Origin of the sequence: Pseudomonas sp. MH9.2, assembly GCF_034353875.1 — a bacterium.
Classification (GTDB): Bacteria; Pseudomonadota; Gammaproteobacteria; order Pseudomonadales; family Pseudomonadaceae; genus Aquipseudomonas.
Map to the genome: position 1 here is coordinate 2297648 of NZ_CP133784.1, position 24487 is coordinate 2322134.

The 24487-nt window shown below is 56.9% G+C and carries 27 protein-coding genes; 12 read left to right on the forward strand and 15 right to left on the reverse strand.

Translation table 11 applies throughout. From position 1 onward, the window contains the following. Positions 1 to 11: 11 nt before the first annotated feature. Positions 12 to 647, reverse strand: coding sequence for an alpha/beta hydrolase (locus tag RHM55_RS10725; RefSeq protein WP_322181850.1), 636 nt, complete (start codon positions 645 to 647; stop codon positions 12 to 14). A 139-nt stretch (positions 648 to 786) separates the two neighbouring features. Between RHM55_RS10725 and RHM55_RS10730 the strand changes: the two genes are divergently transcribed. Then, on the forward strand, positions 787 to 1221 hold the full coding sequence (locus RHM55_RS10730; protein ID WP_322181852.1) for a YhcB family protein: 435 nt from the start codon (positions 787 to 789) through the stop codon (positions 1219 to 1221). Between the two features lie 1221 nt (positions 1222 to 2442). On the opposite strand, the gene cysN is transcribed toward RHM55_RS10730, so the two are convergent. The 3 genes from cysN to RHM55_RS10745 form a co-directional block, all read right to left on the reverse strand. After that, positions 2443 to 4338, reverse strand: a complete 1896-nt coding sequence (gene cysN, locus RHM55_RS10735) for a sulfate adenylyltransferase subunit CysN (RefSeq protein ID WP_322181854.1) — start codon at positions 4336 to 4338, stop codon at positions 2443 to 2445. A gap of 14 nt (positions 4339 to 4352) precedes the next feature. Beyond that, a complete protein-coding gene (cysD, locus tag RHM55_RS10740; protein ID WP_219062283.1) occupies positions 4353 to 5270 on the reverse strand; it encodes a sulfate adenylyltransferase subunit CysD in 918 nt (305 codons plus the stop codon). Between the two features lie 135 nt (positions 5271 to 5405). After that, positions 5406 to 6164: a Nif3-like dinuclear metal center hexameric protein gene (locus RHM55_RS10745; protein ID WP_322181857.1), complete on the reverse strand. Its 759-nt coding sequence runs from the start codon at positions 6162 to 6164 to the stop codon at positions 5406 to 5408. A gap of 114 nt (positions 6165 to 6278) precedes the next feature. Between RHM55_RS10745 and algW the strand changes: the two genes are divergently transcribed. Further along, positions 6279 to 7436 (forward strand): Do family serine endopeptidase AlgW, encoded by a 1158-nt coding sequence (gene algW / locus RHM55_RS10750; RefSeq protein ID WP_322181860.1) that lies wholly within the window; start codon positions 6279 to 6281, stop codon positions 7434 to 7436. A gap of 70 nt (positions 7437 to 7506) precedes the next feature. Here algW and hisC read toward each other — a convergent pair whose 3' ends face one another. The 10 genes from hisC to RHM55_RS10800 all read right to left on the reverse strand — a co-directional run bounded on the left by hisC (position 7507) and on the right by RHM55_RS10800 (position 15454). After that, a complete protein-coding gene (gene hisC, locus RHM55_RS10755) occupies positions 7507 to 8559 on the reverse strand; it encodes a histidinol-phosphate transaminase (RefSeq protein WP_322181862.1) in 1053 nt (350 codons plus the stop codon). Continuing rightward, on the reverse strand, positions 8556 to 9890 hold the full coding sequence (gene hisD, locus RHM55_RS10760) for a histidinol dehydrogenase (RefSeq protein WP_322181864.1): 1335 nt from the start codon (positions 9888 to 9890) through the stop codon (positions 8556 to 8558). Before hisD ends, hisC begins: the two co-directional genes overlap by 4 nt. A 141-nt stretch (positions 9891 to 10031) precedes the next feature. Next, positions 10032 to 10667 carry an ATP phosphoribosyltransferase gene (gene hisG / locus RHM55_RS10765; protein WP_322181866.1) on the reverse strand — a complete coding sequence of 212 codons (636 nt, stop codon included), beginning with the start codon at positions 10665 to 10667 and terminating at the stop codon, positions 10032 to 10034. Between the two features lie 107 nt (positions 10668 to 10774). Beyond that, positions 10775 to 12040, reverse strand: a complete 1266-nt coding sequence (gene murA, locus RHM55_RS10770; protein WP_219062289.1) for a UDP-N-acetylglucosamine 1-carboxyvinyltransferase — start codon at positions 12038 to 12040, stop codon at positions 10775 to 10777. Between the two features lie 22 nt (positions 12041 to 12062). Beyond that, positions 12063 to 12302: a BolA family protein gene (locus RHM55_RS10775; protein ID WP_219062290.1), complete on the reverse strand. Its 240-nt coding sequence runs from the start codon at positions 12300 to 12302 to the stop codon at positions 12063 to 12065. A 103-nt stretch (positions 12303 to 12405) separates the two neighbouring features. Further along, positions 12406 to 12720, reverse strand: coding sequence for an STAS domain-containing protein (locus tag RHM55_RS10780; protein ID WP_322181869.1), 315 nt, complete (start codon positions 12718 to 12720; stop codon positions 12406 to 12408). Next, positions 12713 to 13369 (reverse strand): ABC transporter substrate-binding protein, encoded by a 657-nt coding sequence (locus RHM55_RS10785; protein ID WP_322181871.1) that lies wholly within the window; start codon positions 13367 to 13369, stop codon positions 12713 to 12715. Before RHM55_RS10785 ends, RHM55_RS10780 begins: the two co-directional genes overlap by 8 nt. 11 nt (positions 13370 to 13380) lie before the next feature. Next, entirely contained in the window at positions 13381 to 13848 is a 468-nt protein-coding gene (gene mlaD / locus RHM55_RS10790) for an outer membrane lipid asymmetry maintenance protein MlaD (RefSeq protein WP_322181873.1), read from the reverse strand. Continuing rightward, positions 13848 to 14645, reverse strand: a complete 798-nt coding sequence (mlaE, locus tag RHM55_RS10795; protein WP_322181875.1) for a lipid asymmetry maintenance ABC transporter permease subunit MlaE — start codon at positions 14643 to 14645, stop codon at positions 13848 to 13850. Before mlaE ends, mlaD begins: the two co-directional genes overlap by 1 nt. Next, the gene (locus RHM55_RS10800; RefSeq protein WP_322181877.1) at positions 14645 to 15454 is read right to left on the reverse strand and encodes an ABC transporter ATP-binding protein; all 810 of its coding nucleotides are present in this window, start codon (positions 15452 to 15454) and stop codon (positions 14645 to 14647) included. The genes mlaE and RHM55_RS10800 overlap by 1 nt, the downstream gene beginning before the upstream one ends. Positions 15455 to 15770: 316 nt before the next feature. Here RHM55_RS10800 and RHM55_RS10805 point away from each other — a divergent pair, with 316 nt between their 5' ends. The 10 genes from RHM55_RS10805 to RHM55_RS10850 all read left to right on the forward strand — a co-directional run bounded on the left by RHM55_RS10805 (position 15771) and on the right by RHM55_RS10850 (position 22813). Beyond that, positions 15771 to 16745 carry a KpsF/GutQ family sugar-phosphate isomerase gene (locus RHM55_RS10805; RefSeq protein WP_322181879.1) on the forward strand — a complete coding sequence of 325 codons (975 nt, stop codon included), beginning with the start codon at positions 15771 to 15773 and terminating at the stop codon, positions 16743 to 16745. Beyond that, positions 16745 to 17281 (forward strand): 3-deoxy-manno-octulosonate-8-phosphatase KdsC, encoded by a 537-nt coding sequence (kdsC, locus tag RHM55_RS10810; protein WP_322181881.1) that lies wholly within the window; start codon positions 16745 to 16747, stop codon positions 17279 to 17281. Before RHM55_RS10805 ends, kdsC begins: the two co-directional genes overlap by 1 nt. 9 nt (positions 17282 to 17290) lie before the next feature. Then, positions 17291 to 17863 (forward strand): LPS export ABC transporter periplasmic protein LptC, encoded by a 573-nt coding sequence (lptC, locus tag RHM55_RS10815; protein WP_322181883.1) that lies wholly within the window; start codon positions 17291 to 17293, stop codon positions 17861 to 17863. Beyond that, entirely contained in the window at positions 17850 to 18392 is a 543-nt protein-coding gene (lptA, locus tag RHM55_RS10820; RefSeq protein ID WP_322181885.1) for a lipopolysaccharide transport periplasmic protein LptA, read from the forward strand. The genes lptC and lptA overlap by 14 nt, the downstream gene beginning before the upstream one ends. After that, positions 18392 to 19117 carry an LPS export ABC transporter ATP-binding protein gene (gene lptB / locus RHM55_RS10825; protein WP_219062300.1) on the forward strand — a complete coding sequence of 242 codons (726 nt, stop codon included), beginning with the start codon at positions 18392 to 18394 and terminating at the stop codon, positions 19115 to 19117. Before lptA ends, lptB begins: the two co-directional genes overlap by 1 nt. 187 nt (positions 19118 to 19304) lie before the next feature. Next, positions 19305 to 20801, forward strand: coding sequence for an RNA polymerase factor sigma-54 (locus RHM55_RS10830; RefSeq protein ID WP_322181888.1), 1497 nt, complete (start codon positions 19305 to 19307; stop codon positions 20799 to 20801). A gap of 80 nt (positions 20802 to 20881) precedes the next feature. Continuing rightward, positions 20882 to 21190, forward strand: coding sequence for a ribosome hibernation-promoting factor, HPF/YfiA family (gene hpf, locus RHM55_RS10835; protein WP_322181890.1), 309 nt, complete (start codon positions 20882 to 20884; stop codon positions 21188 to 21190). A 12-nt stretch (positions 21191 to 21202) separates the two neighbouring features. After that, positions 21203 to 21664 carry a PTS IIA-like nitrogen regulatory protein PtsN gene (ptsN, locus tag RHM55_RS10840; RefSeq protein WP_322181893.1) on the forward strand — a complete coding sequence of 154 codons (462 nt, stop codon included), beginning with the start codon at positions 21203 to 21205 and terminating at the stop codon, positions 21662 to 21664. A gap of 2 nt (positions 21665 to 21666) precedes the next feature. Beyond that, positions 21667 to 22524 carry an RNase adapter RapZ gene (rapZ, locus tag RHM55_RS10845; RefSeq protein WP_322182860.1) on the forward strand — a complete coding sequence of 286 codons (858 nt, stop codon included), beginning with the start codon at positions 21667 to 21669 and terminating at the stop codon, positions 22522 to 22524. Positions 22525 to 22540: 16 nt separating this feature from the next. Further along, a complete protein-coding gene (locus RHM55_RS10850; protein WP_322181895.1) occupies positions 22541 to 22813 on the forward strand; it encodes an HPr family phosphocarrier protein in 273 nt (90 codons plus the stop codon). A 275-nt stretch (positions 22814 to 23088) separates the two neighbouring features. Here RHM55_RS10850 and pmbA read toward each other — a convergent pair whose 3' ends face one another. After that, positions 23089 to 24435: a metalloprotease PmbA gene (gene pmbA, locus RHM55_RS10855; protein ID WP_322181899.1), complete on the reverse strand. Its 1347-nt coding sequence runs from the start codon at positions 24433 to 24435 to the stop codon at positions 23089 to 23091. Between the last annotated feature and the right edge of the window lie 52 nt (positions 24436 to 24487).

Below are 24487 nucleotides of genomic sequence, written 5' to 3' on the forward strand. Positions count from 1 at the left end.
TGTGGCTGCAATCAATTCGAAAGGCGCGGCAGGACCAGCTCTTTGAGCTCGGTCAGCTTGCCATGAAAAAAGTGCCCACATTCTGCCACTTTCAGTAGCTCATGGGGGCGCTCAAGGGCGTCGGACCATGCGTAAACCGCTTGCGGGTCGACAACCTCATCAGCCTCGGGCTGAATCAGGGTCAGCGGGCAGTTCTGCGGCAGTACATGCTCATTACCCAGACGCGCCACCGCCGCAGCCACCATGAACAGATGACTCAGTTGCTCACCCTTGGCTTCCAGGCGTCCGCCCAGGCTGGCGGCGACAAAGCCGCCAAAGGAGAACCCAAACAGCGTGATCGGCAGTTCAGGATGCTGCTCACGCAACCATTGCGCTGCGGCTTCGGCGTCATCGATTTCGCCAGAGCCCATATCGTGTGCGCCAGCGCTGGCGCCAACCCCGCGATAATTGAAGCGCAGGGTGATCAAACCGGCGTCGCGAGCAGTGCGCTGCAACGTCGACACGACTTTATTGAGCATGGTTCCACCCTGCACCGGGTTAGGATGGCAGATCAGCGCCATGCCGCGGGCGTCCTCAAGATCGAGGTAAAGGGCTTCAAGCTGGCCTACCGGGCCATCAATCAATACAGGGGTTTCGCGGATGAGCAAGAATGAACTCCGTGACCTCGAAATGGGTCGACTCGTCTAGCTGATAGTCTGTGACTTGCATACCCGTGAGCGTGTCACGGTATACAGCACAGGTTCGAGCCGTTAACGTAAAGCAAAGCCGTTTATAGAGGAAGGACTCGTGGAACTCTCGCTCTCAGTTTGGTTGTTGCCGACGCTTGCCCTGGTTGTCGGCGTCGTCATTGGTTTCCTGGTCGCTCGTTTGCTGCCCAACGCCGCCCCTAACAGCACGCAGCGTCAGCTGGATGATGTTCAGGAGCGCTTCAACAGTTATCAGAACGAAGTGGTTACCCACTTCAACAGCACGGCAACCCTGGTGAACAAGCTTTCGCAGAATTTCCAGGAAGTACAGGACCATCTCTCCGATGGTGCCAACCGCCTGGCGCTGGACGAAGTGACACGTCAACGCTTGCTGGCCAGCCTGCACGCCGATGCGCCACAAGCGCCTCGCGACCGACTGACGCCACCCCGCACCACAGAAGCGCCGAAGGATTACGCGCCCAAAACACCGAACGCCCCCGGCATGCTCGATGAGCATTACGGTTTGAAAAAATAAACTGAGCTCAAAACACAAAAAACCGCCGCTCTGACCGAGCGACGGTTTTTTTATTTGGGCGGGAAGCGTAGTTGCAAACACGCTCACAGGGTTTTGTGTGCCGCAAACCTGTAGGAGCCCCTTGTCCGCGATGGCGGTGTGTCAGACACACCGCCTCATACCCATCAGATCGCGCCGCGGCTGCGTAGCAGTTCCAGAACTTGCTTGACGCTGTTGTCGAGTGGCAGCGATTCGATATAGATTTTTCCTACAACACTTTCGGACTGCGGAGTCTATATAACATTTCGACCTGAAACTATGCTCTTCCGAAGTTAGGAGGACATATGAAAACAATCGTAACGATCATCATCTGTGTACTGCTTTCAGGCTGCGTATCGGAAGACTGCTATAGAAACTGCTTCATGTTTAAAAAACACGACCCCGACCTAGATTTTAAATGCGACATAAACCCTGACAGGCCTGAGTGTGCCGAACGCCGCTAACGCCTACAATCGCATCTAATATCGTACCCCTTGAAAAATCACCAGAAGTCAAACCTCCAGATGGGATGCTCTTTTGACTGAAACAAAATTTTATATATTTTTGGCACAGATCGTCCAGGCACAAACCCAAAGCGAGCCCAGCATAAGGCCCCTGTTCGATTGTCGTAGATGACCATATTCCCGTCATCCTGCAAGGCCAAATAGCTGTTGTACCAGACTGACTTGTCACGCGTGTGGCTGCTCTCGGCAATCCAGGTACGGCTCCGGAGGCTGTCGTACAAGAAGCCACTGTTGCTCACAATGAAGCGCGGAGCCCCAACCATTTTCTTTTGAGAGGACAGAGTCTTGCTATAAGGTTGGCCAGTGTCAGCAATCTAGGCAACCACGCCGTGATCCTTGATCACCAAGTTCCCGTCGCCTTGCAACTCCAATCGGAAACGCCCATTCGGAGATACCAGAAATTGTCCTGGCGACATGATCTGATTGGGTGGCAATACTGAAGAACCACTTCCTTGAAACGGAACATATTGAATACTCATACTTATCTCTACAAACAATAATTGAGCACCCACTTGATCAGATTAATACCTCGCCCAGGCCATACATATGTATAGATAACTCAGACTATTATTTTGCGCTTTAACACCCACAAAACATCATCTGATGCACAACTTACAGGCCATAAAAAACCCTGCGAAGAATCACGCCTTCGCAGGGTCTTTTTGTCAGCGGACAGCGATCAGATCGCGCCGCGGCTGCGCAGGAGTTCCAGGACTTGCTTGACGCTGTCGTCGAGTGACAGCGATTGAGTGTCGATCACCAGATCGGCATTCAATGGCACGTCATACGCGAAGGACTCACCCGGGATGTTGTCGCCATTGGCGGCATACAGACCCTGCGGATCACGCTCGCGGCAGACCGCTGGCGAAGCCTGGACGTAAACGGTGATCAGACGATCATCACCGATCAGTGACTTAGCCTGTTCGCGACCTTCGGCGTCCGGGGCAACGAATGCCGCCAGTGTCAGCAGGCCCGCTTCGTTGAACTGACGTGCAACATGCGCGGCACGTCTCCAGTTTTCGGTACGCCCGGCACGGTCCTGCGGCAGACCCTTGTTCAGGTCATGGCGCAGGTTCTGGCCGTCAAGCACGTAAACCGCACGCCCCATGTCGAACAGCTTGCGCTCCACGGCATAGGCCAGAGTGCTTTTGCCAGCGCCGGACAAGCCGCTGAACAATACCGTGGCAGGCTGCTGACCGAAACGGCGCGCACGCTCTTCGGTAGCGACGTGAGCCTTGTAGTCATGATGGCTACCACCGACAACGATTGGGCGAGCGATGATCATGCCCGCAGCAACGGTGCCGTTGGTCAACCGATCAATAACGATGAAAGAACCCGTGGTGCGGTTGCTGTCATAGCCATCCAGCGCAATCGCGCTGTCGAGACTGATTTTGACCCGACCGATTTCATTCAGTTGCAACGCGCTGGCCGGGCCTTCGGCCAAGGTGTTAACGTCGACCCTGTAGGCGATGCTGGCAACAGAACCCTGCACGTAGCTGGTGGCGCGCTTGATGTCGTACTTCTTGCCCGGCAGCATTGGCTCTTCAGCCATCCAGACCATCATCGCGTCGAAGCTGTCAGTGATCTGCGGAATGCTGTCGGCATGCACCAGCAAGTCGCCACGGGAGATGTCGACTTCGTCTTCCATGGTCAGGGTCACGGCCTGGCCTGGACCGGCGTGTTCCAGTTCGCCATCAAAGGTGACGATGGATTTAACCCGACTGGTCTTGCCGGACGGCAACACGATGATTTCATCGCCTTTGTGCACGATGCCGCTGGCCAGGGTGCCGGCGAAACCACGGAAGTTCAGGTTCGGACGGTTAACGTACTGCACCGGGAAACGCAGGTCGGTGAAGTTACGATCCGCCGCAAACTCTACGGTCTCGAGAATTTCCATCAGCGTCTGGCCGGTGTACCACGGCGAACGCTCGCTGTGATTGACCACGTTGTCGCCCTTCAGCGCGGACATCGGGACGAAATGCATGGTGGTCGGCTTGAGCGCGATGCCATCGGCAAACTTCAGGTAATCGGCCTTGATCGACTCGAAAACCCCTTCATCGAAGTTCTTCAGGTCCATCTTGTTGATGGCGACGACGATGTGCTTGATGCCCAACAGCGACGCGATGAAGCTGTGGCGGCGGGTCTGGGTCTGCACGCCGTAACGGGCGTCCACCAGAATGATCGCCAGGTCACAAGTCGACGCACCAGTGGCCATGTTGCGGGTGTACTGCTCATGGCCTGGGGTATCGGCAATGATGAATTTGCGTTTGGCGGTGGAGAAGTAGCGATACGCGACATCGATGGTGATGCCCTGCTCACGCTCGGCCTGCAGGCCGTCTACCAGCAATGCCAGGTCGATATCGTCGCCGGTGGTGCCGACTTTTTTCGAGTCGCGGGTAATGGCTTCCAGGTGATCTTCGTAGATCATCTTGGAGTCATGCAACAGGCGGCCGATCAGCGTGCTCTTGCCGTCGTCGACGTTACCGCAGGTGAGGAAGCGCAGCAGTTCCTTGCGTTCGTGCTGGCCCAGATAGGCGAGGATGTCCTCGCTGATCAATTCTGATTGATGCGACATGTGAGACACCCTGTTTAGAAATAGCCCTGACGTTTCTTGTCTTCCATGGAACCGGCGCCATCGTGATCGATGACTCGGCCCTGGCGTTCGGACGTTCGCGTCAGGAGCATTTCCTGAATGATATCCGTGAGGCTGGTCGCCTCGGACTCAACCGCGCCCGTTAACGGGTAGTCGCCGAGTGTACGGAAACGCACTTTCTTCTTGACGATACGCGCCTTGTCCTCATCGCTGAGGTGGTTCAGGAGACGCTCGTCGTCGATCATGACCAGGGTGCCATTCATCTCGATCACATCACGCTCGGCCGCAAAATACAGCGGTACGATCGGGATGCCTTCGAGGTAGATGTACTGCCAGATATCCAGCTCGGTCCAGTTCGACAGCGGGAATACCCGGATCGACTCGCCCTTGTTGACCTTGCCGTTGTACACGTTCCACAGCTCGGGACGCTGGTTCTTCGGGTCCCAACGATGCTTGCTGTCACGGAAGGAATACACACGCTCTTTGGCGCGAGACTTCTCTTCATCGCGGCGAGCACCACCAAACGCGGCATCGAAGCCGTATTTGTCGAGGGCCTGTTTGAGGCCTTCGGTCTTCATGATATCGGTGTGTTTGGAGCTGCCGTGAGTCAGAGGGCTGATACCCTGCGCCACGCCGTCCGGATTGACGTGCACGATCAGATCCAGGCCCAGTTCTTCGACCATACGGTCGCGGAAGCTGTACATTTCCTTGAACTTCCACCGGGTATCGACATGCATCACCGGAAACGGCAATTTTCCCGGGAAGAACGCTTTACGCGCCAAGTGCAGCATTACGGCGGAATCTTTACCGACGGAGTACAGCATCACCGGGTTATCAAACTCGGCGGCGACCTCGCGGATGATGTGGATGCTTTCCGCCTCCAGCTGTTTCAGATGCGTCAGTTTGTCGACCATAGCTACTCACGAAAACGTACGGATGGACGGCCAGCGGGCCGTGTTCGAGCCGGGCACTCTAGCACAGCGCCTGCTTCTATTCAGGGGGCCAGCTAGATCGAAACGTTCTATGAATAGATCGCCTCGTTTGGGTCTTCAAATCGGATTAGGACAATCGATGAACAGATGCTCCAGTGCAAAGCGTCGCGCCAAATAATCCCCCAGCGCTTGAACACCATAGCGCTCGGTGGCGTGGTGACCGGCGGCGATAAAACTGATGTCGTTTTCCCGCGCGCTATGAAACGTCTGCTCCGATGCCTCGCCACTGAGGTACAGATCGACACCGGCCAGCACACCCTGATCGATATAACCCTGACCACCCCCGGAGCACCACCCGACCCGACGAATCATTTTGCTGCCTTCGATCAGCAACGGCTCTCGACCCAGCGCGTCCTGCACTCGCCGGGCGAAGTCACGGGGCGTCACAGGCTCGGCCAACGAACCCACCAGCCCGACGATGCGCGGATTGTCCGGATCCAGAGGGCCTTCGACGGTGATGTCCAGCTGGCGAGCCAGTTGCACGTTATTCCCGACTTCGGGGTGCAGGTCCAGCGGCAGGTGGTAAGCCAACAAGCTAATGTCATGCTTGAGCAACGTTTTCAGGCGACGCTGCTTGATGCCCGTGACGCAAGGATTCTCGCCCTTCCAGAAGTAGCCGTGATGCACCAGAATCAAATCTGCCTGAGCCTCGACCGCGGCATCGAGCAAGGCCTGACTGGCAGTGACACCGCTGACGATCCTCATCACTTGCGGACGGCCCTCGACTTGCAATCCGTTGGGGCAATAATCCTGGATCCGCGAGCTGCTCAGATAGCGGTCCGCTTCCTCGACCAGGGTGCTCAGGGCAACAGCCATAAAAGACTCCTAAATATGCAGTTCAGCGCTGCTCGGTACTCGTATAATGCCCGCCATTATGGCGCAGCTCAGGCAAAAAGCTGCTGCGCTTGGCAATCATCAGGACTTTGCTCAATGCTCAAGGCACTGCGTTTCTTCGGCTGGCCATTGCTGGCTGGCGTGCTCATCGCTCTGCTGGTTATTCAGCGCTACCCGCAATGGGTGGGGTTGCCTAGCCAAGACGTCAATCTGCAACAGGCGCCGCAGTCGTCTACGGTGCAGAAGGGTCCGGTGTCCTATGCCGATGCGGTTATCATCGCAGCACCTGCCGTGGCCAACCTGTACACGACCAAAGTGGTCAACAAGTCGAATCACCCACTGTTCGAAGACCCGCAATTTAGACGCTTCTTCGGCGACAACCTGCCCAAACAGCGGCGTATGGAGTCGAGCCTCGGCTCAGCCGTAATCATGAGCCCGGAAGGCTACCTGCTGACCAACAACCACGTGACCGCTGGCGCTGATCAGATCGTGGTGGCACTCAAGGATGGTCGTGAAACATTGGCCCGGGTGATCGGCAGCGACCCCGAGACCGATCTGGCAGTCCTGAAAATAGACCTGAAGAATCTGCCCGCGATCACCATCGCCCTCTCGGACAACATCCGTATCGGCGACGTCGCGCTGGCAATCGGCAACCCGTTTGGGGTCGGCCAGACCGTGACCATGGGCATCATCAGTGCCACTGGGCGCAATCAACTGGGCCTCAATACGTACGAAGACTTCATCCAGACCGATGCGGCGATTAACCCCGGCAACTCCGGCGGGGCGTTGGTGGATGCCGCCGGTAATCTGACCGGGATCAACACGGCGATTTTCTCCAAGTCCGGCGGTTCGCAAGGCATAGGCTTTGCGATCCCGACCAAACTGGCGCTGGAGGTGATGAAAGCAATCATTGAGCACGGCCAGGTGATTCGCGGCTGGCTAGGGATCGAAGTTCAACCACTGACCCAGGACCTGGCCGAGTCTTTCGGCTTGAAAGACCGCCCAGGCATTGTGGTGGCCGGCATTTTCCAGGACGGCCCGGCGCAAAAAGCGGGTCTGCAACTCGGCGACGTGATCCTGAGCATCAACGGCGAACCTGCCGGCGATGGTCGGCGTTCGATGAATCAGGTAGCGCGCACCAAGCCAAGCGACAAAATCGACATTGAGGTAATGCGCAACGGTAAGGATATCAAGCTGACCGCTGAAGTCGGCTTGCGTCCGCCGCCGCTGACGAAGCCAGCAACAGAAGAATAACGCGGTAAATCAGCTAGACCGTGGGAGCGAATGAGTTCGCTTCCACGGCTTTTCTAGCAAACCTTATAAATCAGAGCTCGCCCAACCCCTCGAGCAACGCCTGATTCTGCTCTGGCGTACCAATGCTGATCCGCAGGAACTGCGCGATGCGTTCTTGTTTAAAGTGCCGAACGATAACGCCCTGCTCCCTCAACCTGGCCGCCAGCCCCGCTGCGTCATGCTTCGGGTGACGCGCGAAGATGAAGTTGGCCGCTGAAGGCAATACGTCGAAACCCTTGCCCTTCAACTGCTCGACCAACGCGTCACGACTGTCGATAACTGCCTTGCAGGTGGCGTCGAAATACTCACAGTCTTCAAACGCAGCGGCCGCACCGACAATCGCCAAGCGATCCAGTGGATAAGAGTTGAAGCTGTTCTTGACCCGCTCCAACGCCTCGATCAGATCCGGATGCCCCACCGCCAAGCCCACCCGCAGCCCAGCCAGCGAACGCGACTTGGACAGGGTTTGCGTGACCAGCAGGTTCGGGTAACGGTCCACCAGACTGATCGCGGTTTGGCCACCAAAGTCGATGTATGCCTCGTCCACCACCACTACCGATTCGGTATTGGCCTTGAGCAACTGCTCAATGGCGTCCAGCGCCAGCAGGCAACCGGTTGGCGCATTCGGATTAGGGAAAATGACGCCGCTGTTAGGCTGCGCGTAATCCTCAAGACGAATCTGGAAGTGCTCGTCCAGCGGCACCGCAGTGAAATCAATCCCGTATAAACCGCAATATACCGGATAGAAGCTGTAGCTGATATCCGGAAAAAGCAGGGGTAGATCGTGCTTGAAAAACGCGTTGAAGGCGTGGGCCAGCACTTCATCGGAGCCATTGCCGAGGAATACTTGATTGCCCTGTACGCCGTAATACCTGGCAACCGCCTGCTTAAGCAGGTCGCTGTTCGGGTCCGGGTACAGGCGCAGGTCGTCGGACAGCTCAGCGCGCATCGCCGCCAGTGCTTTTGGCGATGGCCCGTACGGGTTTTCGTTGGTGTTGAGCTTGGTCAGCTTGGTCAACTTAGGCTGCTCGCCCGGCACATAAGGCACCAGACCGCTGACGAAAGGACTCCAGAATTTGCTCATGCTTTTTTTTCCTGTTCTTTGCTGTCGACGATCCGGTATTCGGCGCTACGGGCATGGGCGGTCAGGGACTCACCGCGCGCCAACACCGAGGCCGTTTTGCCCAACTCGGAAGCACCTTGTTCCGAGCAATAAATGATCGACGAACGTTTCTGGAAGTCATACACCCCCAGCGGTGACGAGAAACGCGCGGTGCCGGAGGTCGGCAATACGTGGTTCGGACCGGCGCAGTAATCGCCCAGCGCTTCGCTGGTGTGACGCCCCATGAAGATCGCACCCGCATGGCGAATCTGCGGCAACCAGGCTTCAGGATCGGCCACCGACAACTCAAGGTGTTCCGGGGCAATACGGTTGGCCACTTCAATGGCCTGCTGCATGTCGGCCACTTTGATCAGGGCGCCACGGCTGGTGATCGAGGTCTTGATGATCTCGGCGCGCTCCATGGTCGGCATTAACCTGGCGATACTCGCCGCCACTTTGTCGAGGAACTCGGCATCCGGGCTGACCAGAATCGCCTGAGCGTCTTCGTCGTGCTCGGCTTGGGAGAACAGGTCCATGGCGATCCAGTCCGGATCTGTCAGGCCATCGCACACCACCAGAATTTCTGAAGGACCGGCGATCATGTCGATGCCGACCTGGCCGAAGACGTGACGCTTGGCGGTGGCAACATAGATGTTGCCAGGGCCGACGACTTTATCGACCTTGGGTACGCTTTCGGTGCCATAGGCCAGCGCGGCCACTGCCTGAGCGCCGCCGATGGTGAACACGCGATCAACACCCGCAATGCAGGCCGCCGCGAGGACCAGCTCATTGATTTCGCCACGAGGCGTCGGTACGACCATGACCACTTCGGCCACGCCAGCCACTTTGGCCGGAATCGCATTCATCAATACCGATGACGGATAAGACGCCTTGCCACCGGGCACATACAGACCTGCACGGTCCAAAGGCGTGACCTTCTGGCCCAGCACCGTGCCGTCGGCTTCGGTGTAGGTCCAGGAGTCCTGTTTTTGCTTTTCGTGGTAGATGCGCACGCGGTCGGCGGCTTTTTCCAGCGCTTCGCGTTGCGCAGCAGTGATGCGGGTCAGGGCCAGCTCCAGGCGCTCGCGGGGCAGAATCAGCTCTGCCATGGTGGCCACTTCAAGCCCGTCGAAACGCTGAGTGAATTCCACCAGCGCCGCGTCACCACGCTCACGCACAGCCTTGATGATGTCGAGTACACGCTCATTAACTGAGTCGTCAGACACACTTTCCCAGCTCAGCAGATGATCCAGATGGCGTGCAAAGTCTGAGTCAGCAGCATCAAGTCGGCGTATTGCAGTGGAAGCGGTCATAGCGAAGCCTCAATAATTGGCGATTTGCTCAGGTGCCGGGTGGGCGTGATCGCCCTAAGCTACCAAGCCATCCGCGCGGGCACCTGAGAAATTTGGCTATGACACGGATAGATGGGCGCGACTTAACGTCGCGCAGGTGGATCAGCCGCGGTGTCGCGACTCAACTGCTTTACGCAGCGTATCGATCAGCGCCTGAATGCGCGCATGTTGCATCTTCATCGAAGCCTTGTTCACCACCAGACGCGAACTGATAGTTGCAATCAGCTCCTGGGGTTCGAGGCCGTTGGCACGCAGCGTGTTGCCGGTGTCGACAACGTCGATGATTTTGTCGGCCAAACCGATCAGGGGAGCGAGTTCCATCGAGCCATAGAGCTTGATGATATCGACCTGACGGCCTTGCTCGGCGTAGTAACGCTTGGCAACGTTGACGAACTTGGTCGCCACACGCAGACGGCCTTTTGGCTCAATCGCGCCAATGGCACCGGCAGTCATCAGACGGCACTGGGCAATTTGCAGGTCCAGTGGCTCGTAGAGGCCCTGGCCGCCGTATTCCATCAGCACATCTTTACCGGCAACGCCCAGGTCGGCGGCGCCATGTTCGACATACGTTGGCACATCGGTGGCGCGCACGATCAGCAGGCGTACATCTGCCTGAGTCGTGGGGATAATCAGCTTGCGGCTTTTGTCCGGATTCTCGGTCGGCACAATGCCTGCTTCAGCGAGAAGCGGCAGGGTGTCGTCAAGAATGCGGCCCTTGGACAGTGCGATGGTTAACATGGGAAACGTAGGTCCTTAGCAATCGGGCACATCCGTGTGCCTCACGTGTCCTGCGCTGAACGAATTCAGGTCCAGGACATTAGTGCAGAACGATCAGTACGCAGGCCCTAGCCCGGAACGCGACGGATCTTGGCGCCGAGCATCTGCAGTTTTTCTTCGATGCATTCATAACCACGGTCAATGTGGTAAATGCGATCGATCAACGTGTCGCCCTGAGCAACCAATGCTGCGATCACCAAGCTGGCCGAAGCACGCAGGTCGGTCGCCATGACGGGCGCGCCTTTGAGTAGATCAACACCGGTCACGACCGCGGTATTACCTTCAACCAGGATCTGTGCGCCCATGCGTTGCATCTCATAGACGTGCATGAAACGGTTTTCGAAGACCGTTTCAATCACGGCACCGGTGCCTTCGGCGATAGCGTTCAGCGCAACGAACTGCGCCTGCATATCGGTCGGGAACGCCGGGTAGGGTGCGGTGCGCAGGTTCACGGCTTTAGGCCGCTTGCCGTGCATGTTCAGTTCGATCCAGTCAGCGCCAGTAGTGACTTCAGCGCCCGCTTCCTGGAGCTTGAGCAACACAGCTTCCAGAATGGTTGGATCGGTGTCCTTGAGCTTGACGCGACCGCCAGTGGCCGCCGCCGCTACCAGGTAAGTGCCGGTCTCGATGCGGTCAGGCATCACTTTATAGGTGGCACCGTGCAAGCGCTTAACGCCATCGATGGTGATGGTGTCAGTGCCCGCGCCGGTGATGTTCGCACCCATGGCGATCAGGCAGTTGGCCAGGTCGACCACTTCCGGTTCACGGGCAGCGTTCTGCAACACGCTACGGCCGTTGGCCAGACTGGCTGCCATCATGATGTTTTCGGTACCGGTCACGCTGACGGTATCAAAGAAGAAGTTCGCTCCACGCAGGCCGCCTTCTGGCGCCTTCGCTTTGATGTAGCCGCCTTCGACGTCGATGGTCGCGCCCATGGCTTCAAGGCCACGGATGTGCAAATCGACCGGACGCGAGCCGATGGCGCAACCACCAGGCAACGCCACTTCTGCTTCGCCGAAACGAGCAACCATCGGACCCAGCACCAGAATCGAAGCACGCATGGTTTTCACCAATTCGTACGGGGCGATCAGGGTCTTGATGGTGCGCGCGTCGATTTCAACGCTAAGCTTTTCGTCGATCACAGGCTCAATGCCCATGCGCCCGAACAGCTCGATCATGGTGGTGATGTCGTGCAGGTGCGGCAGGTTGCACACTGTCACCGGCCCATCGGCCAGCAACGTTGCAGCAAGAATCGGCAGGGCAGAGTTCTTTGCCCCGGAAATGCGGATTTCGCCATCAAGACGAACGCCGCCAGTAATAATCAGTTTATCCATTAGAATCTCGACGCCAATTGGCTCAGGTGCGCTCGGCCCATGCAGCGCGGCTGAAAAATTTCATAGTGATCGCATGGATGCTGCCATCGGCGATCCAAGGGTTCAAATGGGCATAGATCTGCTGCTGACGCTTGACTGGGCTAAGGGTCGCCATCTCGTCACTGATCACATTCAGCTGAAAATTGCAGCCTTCACCTTCAACTTCTACCTGGATTTCCGGCAGCTTTCCTTCAAGGAAGCTTTTAACTTCTACGGCCTGCATGCTTAACCTCGATCGGCGCCCTACGCGCGCGGGTCGGCCATCATACAAAAAAGCCCCCTCGCTGCGAACCCCGGAATGACAGACTCGGACGGAAAGCTTTCTTTTATGACGGCTGATTCGGTTCCAGCAACTCAATCAAGCCGGACACTTGGGCAATTTGGCGCATATCTTCCGGCAGCGACTGAACGCTGACAGCTTTTCCGGCAGCGTCGGCATCGCGCATGAACGCGAGCAGCAAAGCCAGGCCGACACTGCTGGATTTCTCCACTGCGGAACAGTCCAGAATCAACGCCGGCGCGGTGCAGGCCTTGATCAGGGCCTGACCTTGCTTGCGCAAGGCCGGCCCGGTGCGGAAGTCGAGCACGCCACTCAGGTACAACTCACCTGCAGCGCCAAGACGAACACCTGATTCACTCATTGACAGGTTTCTCGGCCGCTTGATCGATGGTGCTCTTGGCCTTGGCAACTTCGCCCGCCCAACCGTTGATGGTTTTATCAAGGTCATTGCCATTGTGCTGCATGGCGTCAGCAAACTGATCACGGAACAGCTTGCCAATGTTGATGCCGTTGATAATGACGTTACGCACTTTCCACTCGCCGTTGATTTTCTCGAGTGTGTAGGACACGGGATACAGGGCGCCGTTGTTGCCCTTGACCTGCATATCGACGCTGGTGCGGGTGTCATTTTCTTCTTTGGCTGCGGCGACTGTAATGCCCTGATTGTTGTATTCGAGCAGTGCGTTGCCATAGAACTGCATCAGACTCCGCTTGAAATTATCCTGAAAACGCAGCATTTGTTCAGGTGTCGCTTTGCGAGAGTACTTGACCGTCATGATGCTTTTCGAGATGCCCTCGGCATCCACTACTGGGCCGACGATGCGATTCAATGCATCGTAAAAGGCGCTCGGATTGGTTTTGTATTGCTCTTTATGAGCGGCCAGATCGCTCAGCAACTCCTTGGTCGTGCGATCCACCAGATCATGGGCGGACGGCGCGGCCACAGCATTCGCAACCAATGGAAGCGCAGCCAGCAATACAAGCAGGCCACGGCGCAAGATCGATATCATGGAAAAGCTCCTCATTTGGCGTCTTTACTCACAGTATTGAGCAGGAATTTACCGATCAGATCCTCCAGCACCAGCGACGACTGGGTATCGTGGATCGTGCCGCCGTCTTTGAGCAGCGCCTCTTCCCCGCCCACGCTGAGACCGATGTACTTCTCGCCCAGCAAACCGGCGGTAAGAATGGAAGCCGTGGAGTCCGATGGCAGGTTATTCACCCGTTTTTCAACCTCCATTGTCACCCGACCGGTAAAACTGTCGCGATCCAGATCGATAGCAGTGACCTTGCCGATTGTAACGCCCGCCAAGGTCACCTTGGCTCTGACAGTCAAACCGGCAATATTGTCGAAGTAGGCATAAAGTTTATAGCTGTCGTTGGTCGCGCTTACGCTCAAACCACTGACCCGCAAGGCCAGCAACAGCAAAGCCAAGATCCCGGCCAGCAGGAATAGGCCGACACCGGTTTCCAGGGTGCGGTTTTGCATCAAAAGTCTCCAAACATCAGGGCAGTCAGAATAAAGTCCAGGCCTAATATGGCCAACGAGGCATACACCACTGTTTTAGTGGTGGCACGACTGATCCCTTCCGAAGTGGGCTCACAGTCGTAACCCTGAAACACGGCAATCCAGGTAACCACAAAAGCAAAGATTACGCTTTTAATAACACCATTGAGCACGTCATCCCTGAAGGACACGCTGTTTTGCATATTTGACCAGAATGAGCCTTCGTAAACGCCCAGCCAGTCGATCGCAACCCAGGAGCCACACCAGATTCCGACCACACTGAAGATCATCGCCAACAACGGCAGAGAGATGAAACCAGCCCACAGACGCGGCGCAACGATGTACTTGAGTGGATCGACGCCAATCATTTCCAGACTGGACAATTGCTCAGTGGATTTCATGTTGCCGATTTCAGCGGTCAACGCGGAACCCGCGCGCCCGGCGAACAGCAGAGCCGCAACCACAGGCCCCAACTCACGCAACAGGGTCAACGCAACCATCTGCCCGACGGCCTGCTCCGAGCCATATTTAGTCAGGATGTTGAAGCCTTGAAGCGCCAACACCATGCCAATGAAGCCCCCCGAGACCACAATGATCAGCAGGGACATGACGCCGATTGAATGCAGCTGCCTGACCAGCAGTTGAAAACTGCCGCCAATGCCGCCTCGGCCGAACAACACATGAACCAGAAATATGCCCGAGCGCCCCAGCACCGTAATGCTATCGATCGCAGCGTGCCCGAATAGACGAATCCGCTCCAGTAGTGACTTTCTGCGCATCAGCGCTTCCCCAAAAGTTCGTCGCGATAATCCGGTGCCGGATAGTGAAATGGCACAGGGCCATCAGGTTCGCCGGTCATGAATTGGTGAATACGAGGGTTGTCCGAGTTCATCAGTTCCTCGGGGGTCCCCTGCCCCAATACCTCGCCATCGCCCACTACATACAGGTAGTCCGCGATACTCGCTGTTTCGGCAAGGTCGTGGGACACCACAATACTGGTGATCCCCAACGCATCGTTGAGCAACCGAATCAAGCGCACCAGCACCCCCATGGCAATAGGGTCCTGGCCCACGAAGGGTTCGTCGTACATCAGGATTTGCGGGTCAAGGGCAATCGCCCGAGCCAATGCCACACGGCGCTTCATGCCGCCAGACAACTCGTCGGGCGTCAGCTCGATGGCACCGCGCAGTCCGACCGCTTGCAATTTGAGCAAGACGATGTCGCGGATCATTTCTTCCGGCAAATCGGTGTGCACGCGAAGCGGAAAGGCCACGTTTTCGAACACATCGAGGTCCGTGAACAAGGCGCCACTCTGAAACAGCACGCCCATTTGCTTGCGTGCGTCGAACAGGTCGCTGCGCGACAATTTCGGCAGATTCTGGCCGTTGACCCACACTTCGCCTTTGCTGGGACGCAACTGCGCACCCATCAAACGCAGCAAGGTCGTTTTGCCACAGCCGGAAGGTCCCATGATGCCGGTGACCTTGCCCCGAGGAATACGAATATCAACATTATTGAAAATGCTGCGCGTCCCGCGCATGAAGGTGACACCCTTCAGCTCGACCGCGTAGGCGTTATCGGCACTCATCTAAACTCCTTGCGATGCAGCCTCACACTCTGACGCCAGGTCCGTGCCGCAAGACACGCGCAGTGGCTGTCCGGGGGGCAGAACCGGCGGCGAACTATACCACCGCCCGCGCGCGCGGCCCACGGTAGAAGCCTCTTTCGTTAAGGTGCGAGACAGATAATTCGAACAATTGCAAAACGTCCTACAAAGGACACAATCAGTCCGCGTATACCTGACCTGATTTACGGCGCACAACAAAGTCGGACGATCAAGCGTGAGGGATTGAGCCATTACCGCTATAATCGCCGCCTTTTCATCAGGCTGACCGATTTTTGACATGAGCCAATCCTGCGACCTGATTCAAACAGCACAACGCACCATCCGCCTCGAAATAGAAGCCGTAGAAGGCTTGCTGGCCCATATCGACGCAGATTTCGTACGCGCTTGCGAGATGATTCTGGCCGGTACAGGCCGTGTCGTAGTGGTCGGCATGGGCAAGTCCGGGCACATCGGCAACAAGATTGCCGCCACCCTGGCAAGCACGGGCACCACCGCGTTCTTCGTCCACCCGGCTGAAGCGAGCCATGGCGACATGGGCATGATCACCCGCGACGACATCATTCTGGCGATTTCCAACTCGGGTTCGACCGCCGAAATCGTCACCTTGCTGCCACTGATCAAACGCTTGGGCATCAAGATGATCAGCCTGACCGGCAACCCTGATTCGCCGCTGGCCAAGGCCGCAGAAATCAATCTCAACGTTTACGTCACGCAAGAGGCCTGCCCACTGAACCTGGCCCCTACGTCCTCGACTACCGCCGCACTGGTGATGGGCGACGCACTGGCGGTCGCCCTGCTCGAAGCGCGCGGGTTCACGGCGGAAGACTTTGCCTTCTCCCACCCTGGCGGCGCGCTTGGCAGACGTTTGTTGCTCAAAGTCGAACACGTCATGCATACCGGTGAAGATTTGCCAAAGGTTCAACGCGGCACGCTGCTGCGTGATGCGCTGATGGAAATGACCCACAAGGGCTTGGGCATGACTGCCGTTGTGGAGGCCGATGGCCGCCTCGCCGGGATATTTACCGACGGCGATTTGCGCAGAACCCTGGACCGCAGCATCGATATTCGTCAGGCGAGCATCGACGAAGTGATGACACTCCATGGCAAGACTGCTCGCCCCGAGATGCTTGCAGCCGAGGCGTTGAAAATCATGGAAGACCACAAAATTGGAGCCTTGATCGTGGTCGACAAGAACGACCACCCTATTGGCGCCTTCAACCTGCAAGACCTGCTGCGCGCGGGGGTTATGTAATGAGCGAAGCGACGATGCAGGATCTGCTGCAACGCGGCAAGAACATCAAACTGGCCATTTTCGACGTCGATGGCGTGCTGACGGACGGACGCCTGTACTTTCTCGAAGACGGCAGTGAGTTCAAAACGTTTAATACACTCGATGGCCAAGGCATAAAAATGCTGATTGCCTCGGGCGTGCACACCGCTATCATCAGCGGGCGTCGCACACCGGTGGTCGAGCGCCGCGCGCAGAATCTGGGCATCCAGCACTTGTATCAAGGCCGCGAAGATAAACTGGTCGTTCTTGACGAACTACTTGCCCAACTCAATCTAAGCTATGAACAGGTCGCGTACTTGGGTGACGACCTGCCAGACTTGCCTGTCATTCGGCGCGTTGGCCTTGGCATGGCGGTCGCCAATGCGGCCAGTTTTGTTCGCCAACATGCCCACGGCATTACTCAGGCTCGCGGCGGCGAAGGCGCGGCGCGCGAATTTTGCGAGTTGATCCTTAGCGCTCAAGGCAGCCTTGAAGCGGCCCACGCCGCCTACTTATAGAAGTCATTTATGCTGAGTAAAAAGATTCGCCGGTTTTTGATTCTGGGCGTGCTTGCGCTGATGCTGGCGGCCGCAGGCTACTGGAACATCAGCCCTGAAACCTTTCTGGAGCAGCGGGCTGCACCCGTTGACCCGGCCGCCATCGACTTTTATGCGATGAATGCTCACAGCCTGCAGTTCCTGCCGGACGGCAAGCTTCAATACGACATGACCGCCGACAAGGTCGAACATGTGCAGATTTCCGACATCACCCTGCTGACCAATCCAGATCTGCAACTGTATCGCGGCGCCCTCTTTCCCTGGCATGTCCAGAGCAAGAAGGGAGAAGTGTCTCCCGGCGGCACCGAGGTCGAGCTCATCGATTCAGTACGTATCGCACGCACTGACGAAAAAAACCGGACAACGATTATTACCAGCAGTCGAATGACTGTATTCCCACAGAAGCAATATGCGCAGACCGAGCAAGCCGTTAGAATCGACGGTTTCGGCGGCGTATCCACTGGCACGGGTATGAAAGCGTATTTGAACGACGGCAGGATGCACCTGCTGTCCAACGTAAGAGGACAGTATGAGGCTCGTTAAAACCCTCCCTTTTTTGCTCGGTTTGGGCGCAGCACTGGGAAGCGTGAGCGCCTGGGCTTTGCCGACGGACCGCGATCAGCCTATTCATATTCAGTCTGACGATGCGCAACTCGATGACAAGCAGGGCATTGCCACCTACAAAGGCAATGTCATCATCACCCAAGGCTCCATGAAGATCACGGGCAACACCGTGACCATCACCCGGACGCCAACAGGTGAAGTCGACGTATTTACCGCCGTTGGCAATCTTGCTTACTACGAACAGAAACCTGCCGTCGACAAGCCTATCGTTCAAGCGTACGGCGTGACCATCCAGTACTTCGCCGCCCTTGACCGGATCATCCTGATCGACAAGGCCAAGGTCATCAACGACGGCAATACGTCCGAAGGCGAGAAAATCGTCTATGACACGACGAAACAAATCGTCAATGCCGGCCGCGCCAACGGAGCCAAGGTGACGGCACCACGTCCGCGGATCGACATGGTCATCCAGCCGAAAAACAAACCCGCACCGCAGAAGGCTCCGTAATGGCGACGCTTAAAGCCCAGCATCTGGCTAAAAGCTATAAGGGTCGCCAGGTTGTGCGCGATGTCAGTCTCTCGATCGAGAGCGGGCAAATCGTGGGGCTGCTTGGCCCTAACGGTGCTGGCAAAACCACCTGTTTCTACATGATCGTAGGTTTGGTCCAGGCCGATCAGGGTCGCGTCTTGATCGACGATCAAGACGTCAGCCATCAACCCATGCACGGTCGCGCACGCGCCGGGATCGGCTATCTGCCGCAGGAAGCCTCGATTTTTCGCAAACTGTCGGTTGCCGATAACATCATGGCGATCCTCGAGACCCGCAAGGAACTCGACCGTACAGCGCGTCGCAAGGAGCTGGAAAGCCTGCTGCAGGAGTTCCACATCAGCCACATACGCGACAACCTGGGCATGAGCCTGTCCGGCGGTGAACGCCGTCGTGTGGAAATCGCTCGCGCCCTGGCGACTTCGCCAAAATTCATCTTGCTCGATGAACCGTTTGCCGGTGTCGACCCCATTTCCGTCGGCGATATCAAGCAAATCATTTATCACTTGAAAGCCAAGGGCATCGGCGTACTGATCACCGATCACAACGTACGTGACACCCTGGATATTTGTGAAACCGCTTACATCGTCAACGACGGGCAACTGATCGCTGAGGGTGATTCAGAAACCATTCTGGCTAACCAACTGGTTAAAGAGGTTTACCTCGGCCATGAGTTCCGCCTGTAAGCTCTGCGGTGTTTCGCTCTTCATCGGCGACGGACGCTAGGGTGCAGTGCTGACAAGAACATTAATTGTCATCACGCTCTAGGCAAACACTTAGGTTTCAGGCATATAATTTGCTTAAGTTGGCGCTTCGGCGCCCTGTAGTGGATGGCGCATGTGCGCCGGCGAAATAAGGTGTTAAGCCCCTGCCATGAAACCATCGCTAGTCCTGAGAATGGGCCAGCAGCTGACGATGACACCGCAGCTGCAACAGGCCATCCGCCTCCTCCAATTGTCGACCCTGGACCTTCAACAGGAAATCCAGGAAGCGTTGGAGTCGAACCCTATGCTGGAACGCCAGGAAGAAGGCGACGACTTCGACAATGCCGATCCGTTGGCCGACAACATAGAGAAACCCAATCCTGACGTACAGGAACCTACCTACCAGGAGCCCGCCCCGACGGTGGACAACCTGGAAGAAGGCGACTGGAACGACCGCATCCCCAACGAGCTGCCCGTTGATACCGCTTGGGATGACGTGTATCAGACCAGTGCCAGCAGCCTGCCCAGCAGCAACAACGACGATGACGAATGGGACTTCACCACTCGCACATCGGCCGGCGAGAGCCTGCAAAGCCATCTGTTGTGGCAATTGAATCTGGCCCCCATGTCCGATACTGATCGGTTGATCGCCGTCACGCTGATCGACTGCATCAACAATCAGGGCTACCTGGACGAGTCGCTTGAGGAAATCCTCGATGCCTTCGACCCGGAAATGGATGTCGAATTGGATGAAATCGAAGCAGTACTGCACCGTATCCAGCAATTCGAACCCGCGGGTATCGGCGCTCGCAACCTGAGCGAATGCCTGTCACTGCAATTGCGTCAGCTCCCCGCGAAGACTCGCTGGCTGGCCGAGGCACAACGCTTGGTCGGAGACTTCATCGACCTGCTTGGCAGCCGCGACTACGCTCAGCTGATGCGGCGCATGAAGCTCAAGGAAGACGAACTGCGCCAGGTCATTGAACTGGTGCAGAGCCTCAACCCGCGCCCAGGCTCGCAGATCGAGTCGAGCGAGGCCGAATACGTTGTGCCCGACGTGATCGTGCGCAAAGACAACGAGCGCTGGCTGGTAGAGCTCAATCAAGAGTCCGTGCCCCGTCTGCGGGTCAACCCCCAATACGCAGGGTTCGTCCGCAGGGCCGACACCAGCGCTGACAACACCTTCATGCGCAATCAGTTGCAAGAGGCACGCTGGTTCATCAAGAGCCTGCAGAGCCGCAACGAAACGCTGATGAAAGTGGCCACGCAGATCGTCGAGCACCAGCGCGGCTTTCTTGAGTATGGCGACGAAGCCATGAAACCCTTGGTTCTGCATGACATCGCCGAAGCGGTAGGCATGCACGAATCGACGATTTCACGTGTGACCACGCAAAAATTCATGCATACCCCGCGCGGTATTTACGAACTGAAATATTTCTTTTCCAGTCACGTAAGCACCTCAGAGGGCGGAGAGTGTTCGTCCACGGCCATTCGCGCGATCATCAAAAAACTGGTAGCTGCGGAAAATCAGAAAAAGCCGTTGAGTGACAGCAAGATCGCTGGTTTACTGGAGGCACAAGGCATTCAGGTAGCTCGGCGCACGGTCGCTAAATACCGCGAATCACTTGGGATAGCACCTTCAAGCGAACGCAAGCGATTGATGTAAGGGTGGCCGTACGCCGTAGCGTTCCAGTGGTAGGCATTCAAGCCTGCCTCTTTATGTACTGGCAACGAAGGAGACGCTGTATGCAAGTCAACATCAGTGGACACCAATTGGAAGTGACCAAGCCCCTGCGCGAATACATCGAGCTCAAATTCAAGAAGCTCGAAGGGCACTTTGACAAGATTACCAATGTGCAGGTAACGATGGCAGTCGAGAAACTGAAACAGAAAATCGAAGCCACACTGCACATCCACGGTGGAGAGGTGGTCGCTAACGCAGAACATGACGACATGTATGCGGCAATCGACCTACTCACTGACAAGCTGGACCGACAATTGCTCAAGCATAAGGAAAAGCAGCAGAACATCCTGAAAGGTGCGACTGCTCGCTAACACCCACAACCCATGATCCGACTTGAAAATATCCTGACTGCCGGCCGTTCACTCGTGAACGTGCCGAGCAGCAGTAAAAAAAATGTTCTTGAGCAAGTTGCCAAACTGATCGGCCGTGAAACGGAGCTTGATTCGGACTTGGTACTCACGAGCCTTATTGCCCGCGAAAAACTCGGCTCGACCGGTTTCGGCAATGGCATCGCCATCCCGCATTGCCGGCTGGCGGGCTGCCCAATGCCCATCAGCGCCCTCCTGCACCTCGACACCCCCGTAGATTTTGACGCCATCGACGGCAGGCCTGTAGACCTGCTTTTTGTCCTTCTAGTCCCGGAAGCCGCCACCGACGAACACCTGGAGCTGCTGCGCCAGATAGCCAGCATGCTCGACCGCGCCGATGTGCGCGACCGCCTACGCAGCGCCCAAAGCGATGAAGCGCTTTATCAAGTGGTGCTGGACGTGCAGAACGGTCATTAATGATGCGCATGATCATCGTCAGCGGCCGATCCGGCTCCGGCAAGAGCACAGCACTGGATGTACTGGAAGACAACGGCTTCTATTGCATCGACAACCTGCCTGCAGGCCTGCTCCCGGAGCTGGCTGAACGTGCCCTGATTCATACCGAACTGGCTCAGCCGCTGGTCGCCGTGTCCATCGACGCGCGCAATCTGCCGAGCCATCTGTCGCGTTTTCCCGAATTACTGGAAGAGGTCCGCAGCCGCCACATCCAATGCGATGTGCTGTACCTCGACGCCGATGAAGAGACCCTGCTAAAACGATTCTCTGAAACCCGTCGTCGCCACCCCCTGAGCAGCACCAACCGCTCGCTTGCCGAAGCGATACGTGACGAGAGCAACCTGCTTGGGCCGATCATCGATCTGGCCGATCTGAAAATCAACACCACGCACCTGAACCTCTATCAACTACGTGACATGCTCAAACTGCGCCTGCTGAACAAGCCGGAGCCAGGCACCGCGTTTCTGGTTGAGTCGTTTGGTTTCAAACGTGGCATGCCAGTAGATGCTGATCTGGTATTCGATGTGCGCTGCCTGCCCAATCCCTACTGGAAGCCGGAGTTGCGCGAACTGTCCGGGCTCGACCAGCCCGTGGCCGATTATTTGGCGGCACAGCCGGATGTAGAAGAGATGTTCCAGGACATCTACGCGTACCTGAACAAATGGTTGCCACGCTTTGCAGCCAGCAACCGCGCCTACGTGACTATTGCCATTGGCTGCACCGGCGGGCACCACCGCTCTGTCTACCTGACCGAGCGCCTGGGTCAGGTCTTGCAACAATCCCTCAAGAACGTTCAGGTCCGCCACCGCGACCTCAGCTGAAAGGACCCTCATCGCGATGCCCGTTCGTCAAATCACTATCATCAACAAGCTTGGCTTGCACGCGCGCGCCGCCGCTAAATTCGTCGGCGTCGCCGGAAGATTCCCCTGCCAGATCAGAGTAGGTCGCGCGCCCGACAGCATGGTCGACGGCAAAAGCATCATGGCCGTGATGATGCTGGCAGCAGGAAAAGGCACCGATATCCACCTGCATACTGAAGGCGAAGACGAACAGGCAGCACTCGAAGACTTGATTGAGCTGATCAACAATCGGTTTGATGAAGGCGAGTGACAGCAGGCGACGGACCGTATTGACTCATTCGCGGGCAGGCCTGGAGCTATTAAAAAAATCTATGTGATTGGAATACGAGAGGTGAGCTTTCGTAAATCTGTAGACCCCAGGTCAAACCCAAACCTGCCGGAAGCCCGTGCCGGGCTTATTCGCAGACAAGTCAGCGCCTACCTCGACCGAGTTTACTGTGTGACAGTGCCGCGTATTGAGGCCGCTCGTACATTAAGATTAAGGCGCTTCGTGCAGCGAGCATGAAGCGCCTTTTTTAATGCAGATCAGCTACCCGCAACCGTCATGCGCTCGATCAACACAGAGCCTGTGCGGATATTGCTGCGCAGTTCGAGATCGCTGCCGACGGCGACGATTTGTTTGAACATGTCGCGCAGGTTGCCGGCGATGGTGACTTCCTGAACCGGGAACTGGATTTCGCCGTTCTCGACCCAAAAGCCTGCCGCGCCACGAGAGTAGTCGCCGGTGACCATATTCAAACCACTGCCCATCAACTCAGTGACCAGCAAGCCGCGACCCATGCGGCGCAGCAGCGCTGCCTGATCTTCCACACCGTGGGTGACGAACAGGTTATGCACGCCGCCTGAGTTGGCTGTACTCGGCAAACCTAGCTTGCGGCCTGAGTAAGTACCCAGAACGTAGGACACTAAATCGCCATTCTCCACAAATGGTTTGGCATAGGTTGCCAAGCCATCACCGTCGAACGCCGAGCTCCCCATGGCGCGCATCAGGTGCGGCCGTTCGTCGAGAGTCAGCCATTCAGGAAACAGGCGCTGCCCCATCGCTCCTTCCAGAAAGGATGATTTGCGATACAGATTGCCGCCGGAAATGGCGGACAAAAGATGGCCAAACAAGCTGCCCGCCAATTCCGCAGCGAACAACACCGGAACTTCACACGTCGGTACCGGGCGCGCACCCAAGCGGCTGGCCGCACGCTGTGCCGCGCGACGGCCAATGCTTTGTGCGTCCGCCAACAACTCGCCCTGGCGACTCACGTCGTACCAGTAGTCGCGCTGCATCTGCCCTTCGCCCTCGGCGATCATCACGCAGCTCAAGCTGTGGCGTGTCGAGGCAGAGCCGCCAACAAAACCGTGGCTATTGCCATACACGCGACACCCTTGATGGGTGTTGAGCGTGGTGCCGTCGGCATTTTTGATCCGGCTGTCGGCATCGAACGCCGCCGCCTCACAGATCAAGGCACGCTCAATGGCTTGTTCCGGGGTGATATCCCACGCGTGGAATAGATCAAAGTCTGGCTGTTCTTTAGCCATCAGCGCAGCGTCGGCGAGGCCGGAGCATTCATCTTCGGAGGTGTGTTTGGCAATCGCCAACGCCGCCGCTACGGTTTCGCGAATAGCGTCAGCGCCACTGGCGGAGGTACTGGCCGAGCCTTTGCGCTGACCGACATACAAGGTGATACCAAAGCCCTGATCGCGATTGAACTCGACAGTTTCCACTTCACGCTGGCGAACCGTGGTCGACAAGCCCTGCTCCAGGGACACCGCCACTTCACAGGCGCTTGCGCCCTGACGCTTGGCTTCGGCAATGATTTGCTCGACCTGTTCTTGCAGTGCAGGCAAGGCTTGCGGGCCTACGCTTTGAGCTGTACTCATGACTTTCTCCATCAAATTCTGCTTTCGGCACAAGCCGAATACCGACCGGGCC

Coding starts and splice junctions, on each gene's coding strand:
- RHM55_RS10780 (WP_322181869.1), bottom strand. CDS start 12,720: ATGAGTGAATCAGGTGTTCGTCTTGGCGCTGCAGGTGAGTTGTACCTG.
- RHM55_RS10745 (WP_322181857.1), bottom strand. CDS start 6,164: ATGGCTGTTGCCCTGAGCACCCTGGTCGAGGAAGCGGACCGCTATCTG.
- kdsC (WP_322181881.1), top strand. CDS start 16,745: ATGAGCGAAGCGACGATGCAGGATCTGCTGCAACGCGGCAAGAACATC.
- lptA (WP_322181885.1), top strand. CDS start 17,850: ATGAGGCTCGTTAAAACCCTCCCTTTTTTGCTCGGTTTGGGCGCAGCA.
- RHM55_RS10775 (WP_219062290.1), bottom strand. CDS start 12,302: ATGCAGGCCGTAGAAGTTAAAAGCTTCCTTGAAGGAAAGCTGCCGGAA.
- lptC (WP_322181883.1), top strand. CDS start 17,291: ATGCTGAGTAAAAAGATTCGCCGGTTTTTGATTCTGGGCGTGCTTGCG.
- RHM55_RS10805 (WP_322181879.1), top strand. CDS start 15,771: ATGAGCCAATCCTGCGACCTGATTCAAACAGCACAACGCACCATCCGC.
- mlaE (WP_322181875.1), bottom strand. CDS start 14,645: ATGCGCAGAAAGTCACTACTGGAGCGGATTCGTCTATTCGGGCACGCT.
- mlaD (WP_322181873.1), bottom strand. CDS start 13,848: ATGCAAAACCGCACCCTGGAAACCGGTGTCGGCCTATTCCTGCTGGCC.
- RHM55_RS10850 (WP_322181895.1), top strand. CDS start 22,541: ATGCCCGTTCGTCAAATCACTATCATCAACAAGCTTGGCTTGCACGCG.
- hisG (WP_322181866.1), bottom strand. CDS start 10,667: ATGTTAACCATCGCACTGTCCAAGGGCCGCATTCTTGACGACACCCTG.
- pmbA (WP_322181899.1), bottom strand. CDS start 24,435: ATGAGTACAGCTCAAAGCGTAGGCCCGCAAGCCTTGCCTGCACTGCAA.
- hisC (WP_322181862.1), bottom strand. CDS start 8,559: ATGAGCAAATTCTGGAGTCCTTTCGTCAGCGGTCTGGTGCCTTATGTG.
- RHM55_RS10800 (WP_322181877.1), bottom strand. CDS start 15,454: ATGAGTGCCGATAACGCCTACGCGGTCGAGCTGAAGGGTGTCACCTTC.
- rapZ (WP_322182860.1), top strand. CDS start 21,667: ATGCGCATGATCATCGTCAGCGGCCGATCCGGCTCCGGCAAGAGCACA.
- hpf (WP_322181890.1), top strand. CDS start 20,882: ATGCAAGTCAACATCAGTGGACACCAATTGGAAGTGACCAAGCCCCTG.
- RHM55_RS10785 (WP_322181871.1), bottom strand. CDS start 13,369: ATGATATCGATCTTGCGCCGTGGCCTGCTTGTATTGCTGGCTGCGCTT.
- ptsN (WP_322181893.1), top strand. CDS start 21,203: ATGATCCGACTTGAAAATATCCTGACTGCCGGCCGTTCACTCGTGAAC.
- RHM55_RS10830 (WP_322181888.1), top strand. CDS start 19,305: ATGAAACCATCGCTAGTCCTGAGAATGGGCCAGCAGCTGACGATGACA.
- murA (WP_219062289.1), bottom strand. CDS start 12,040: ATGGATAAACTGATTATTACTGGCGGCGTTCGTCTTGATGGCGAAATC.
- lptB (WP_219062300.1), top strand. CDS start 18,392: ATGGCGACGCTTAAAGCCCAGCATCTGGCTAAAAGCTATAAGGGTCGC.
- hisD (WP_322181864.1), bottom strand. CDS start 9,890: ATGACCGCTTCCACTGCAATACGCCGACTTGATGCTGCTGACTCAGAC.
- cysD (WP_219062283.1), bottom strand. CDS start 5,270: ATGGTCGACAAACTGACGCATCTGAAACAGCTGGAGGCGGAAAGCATC.
- algW (WP_322181860.1), top strand. CDS start 6,279: ATGCTCAAGGCACTGCGTTTCTTCGGCTGGCCATTGCTGGCTGGCGTG.
- cysN (WP_322181854.1), bottom strand. CDS start 4,338: ATGTCGCATCAATCAGAATTGATCAGCGAGGACATCCTCGCCTATCTG.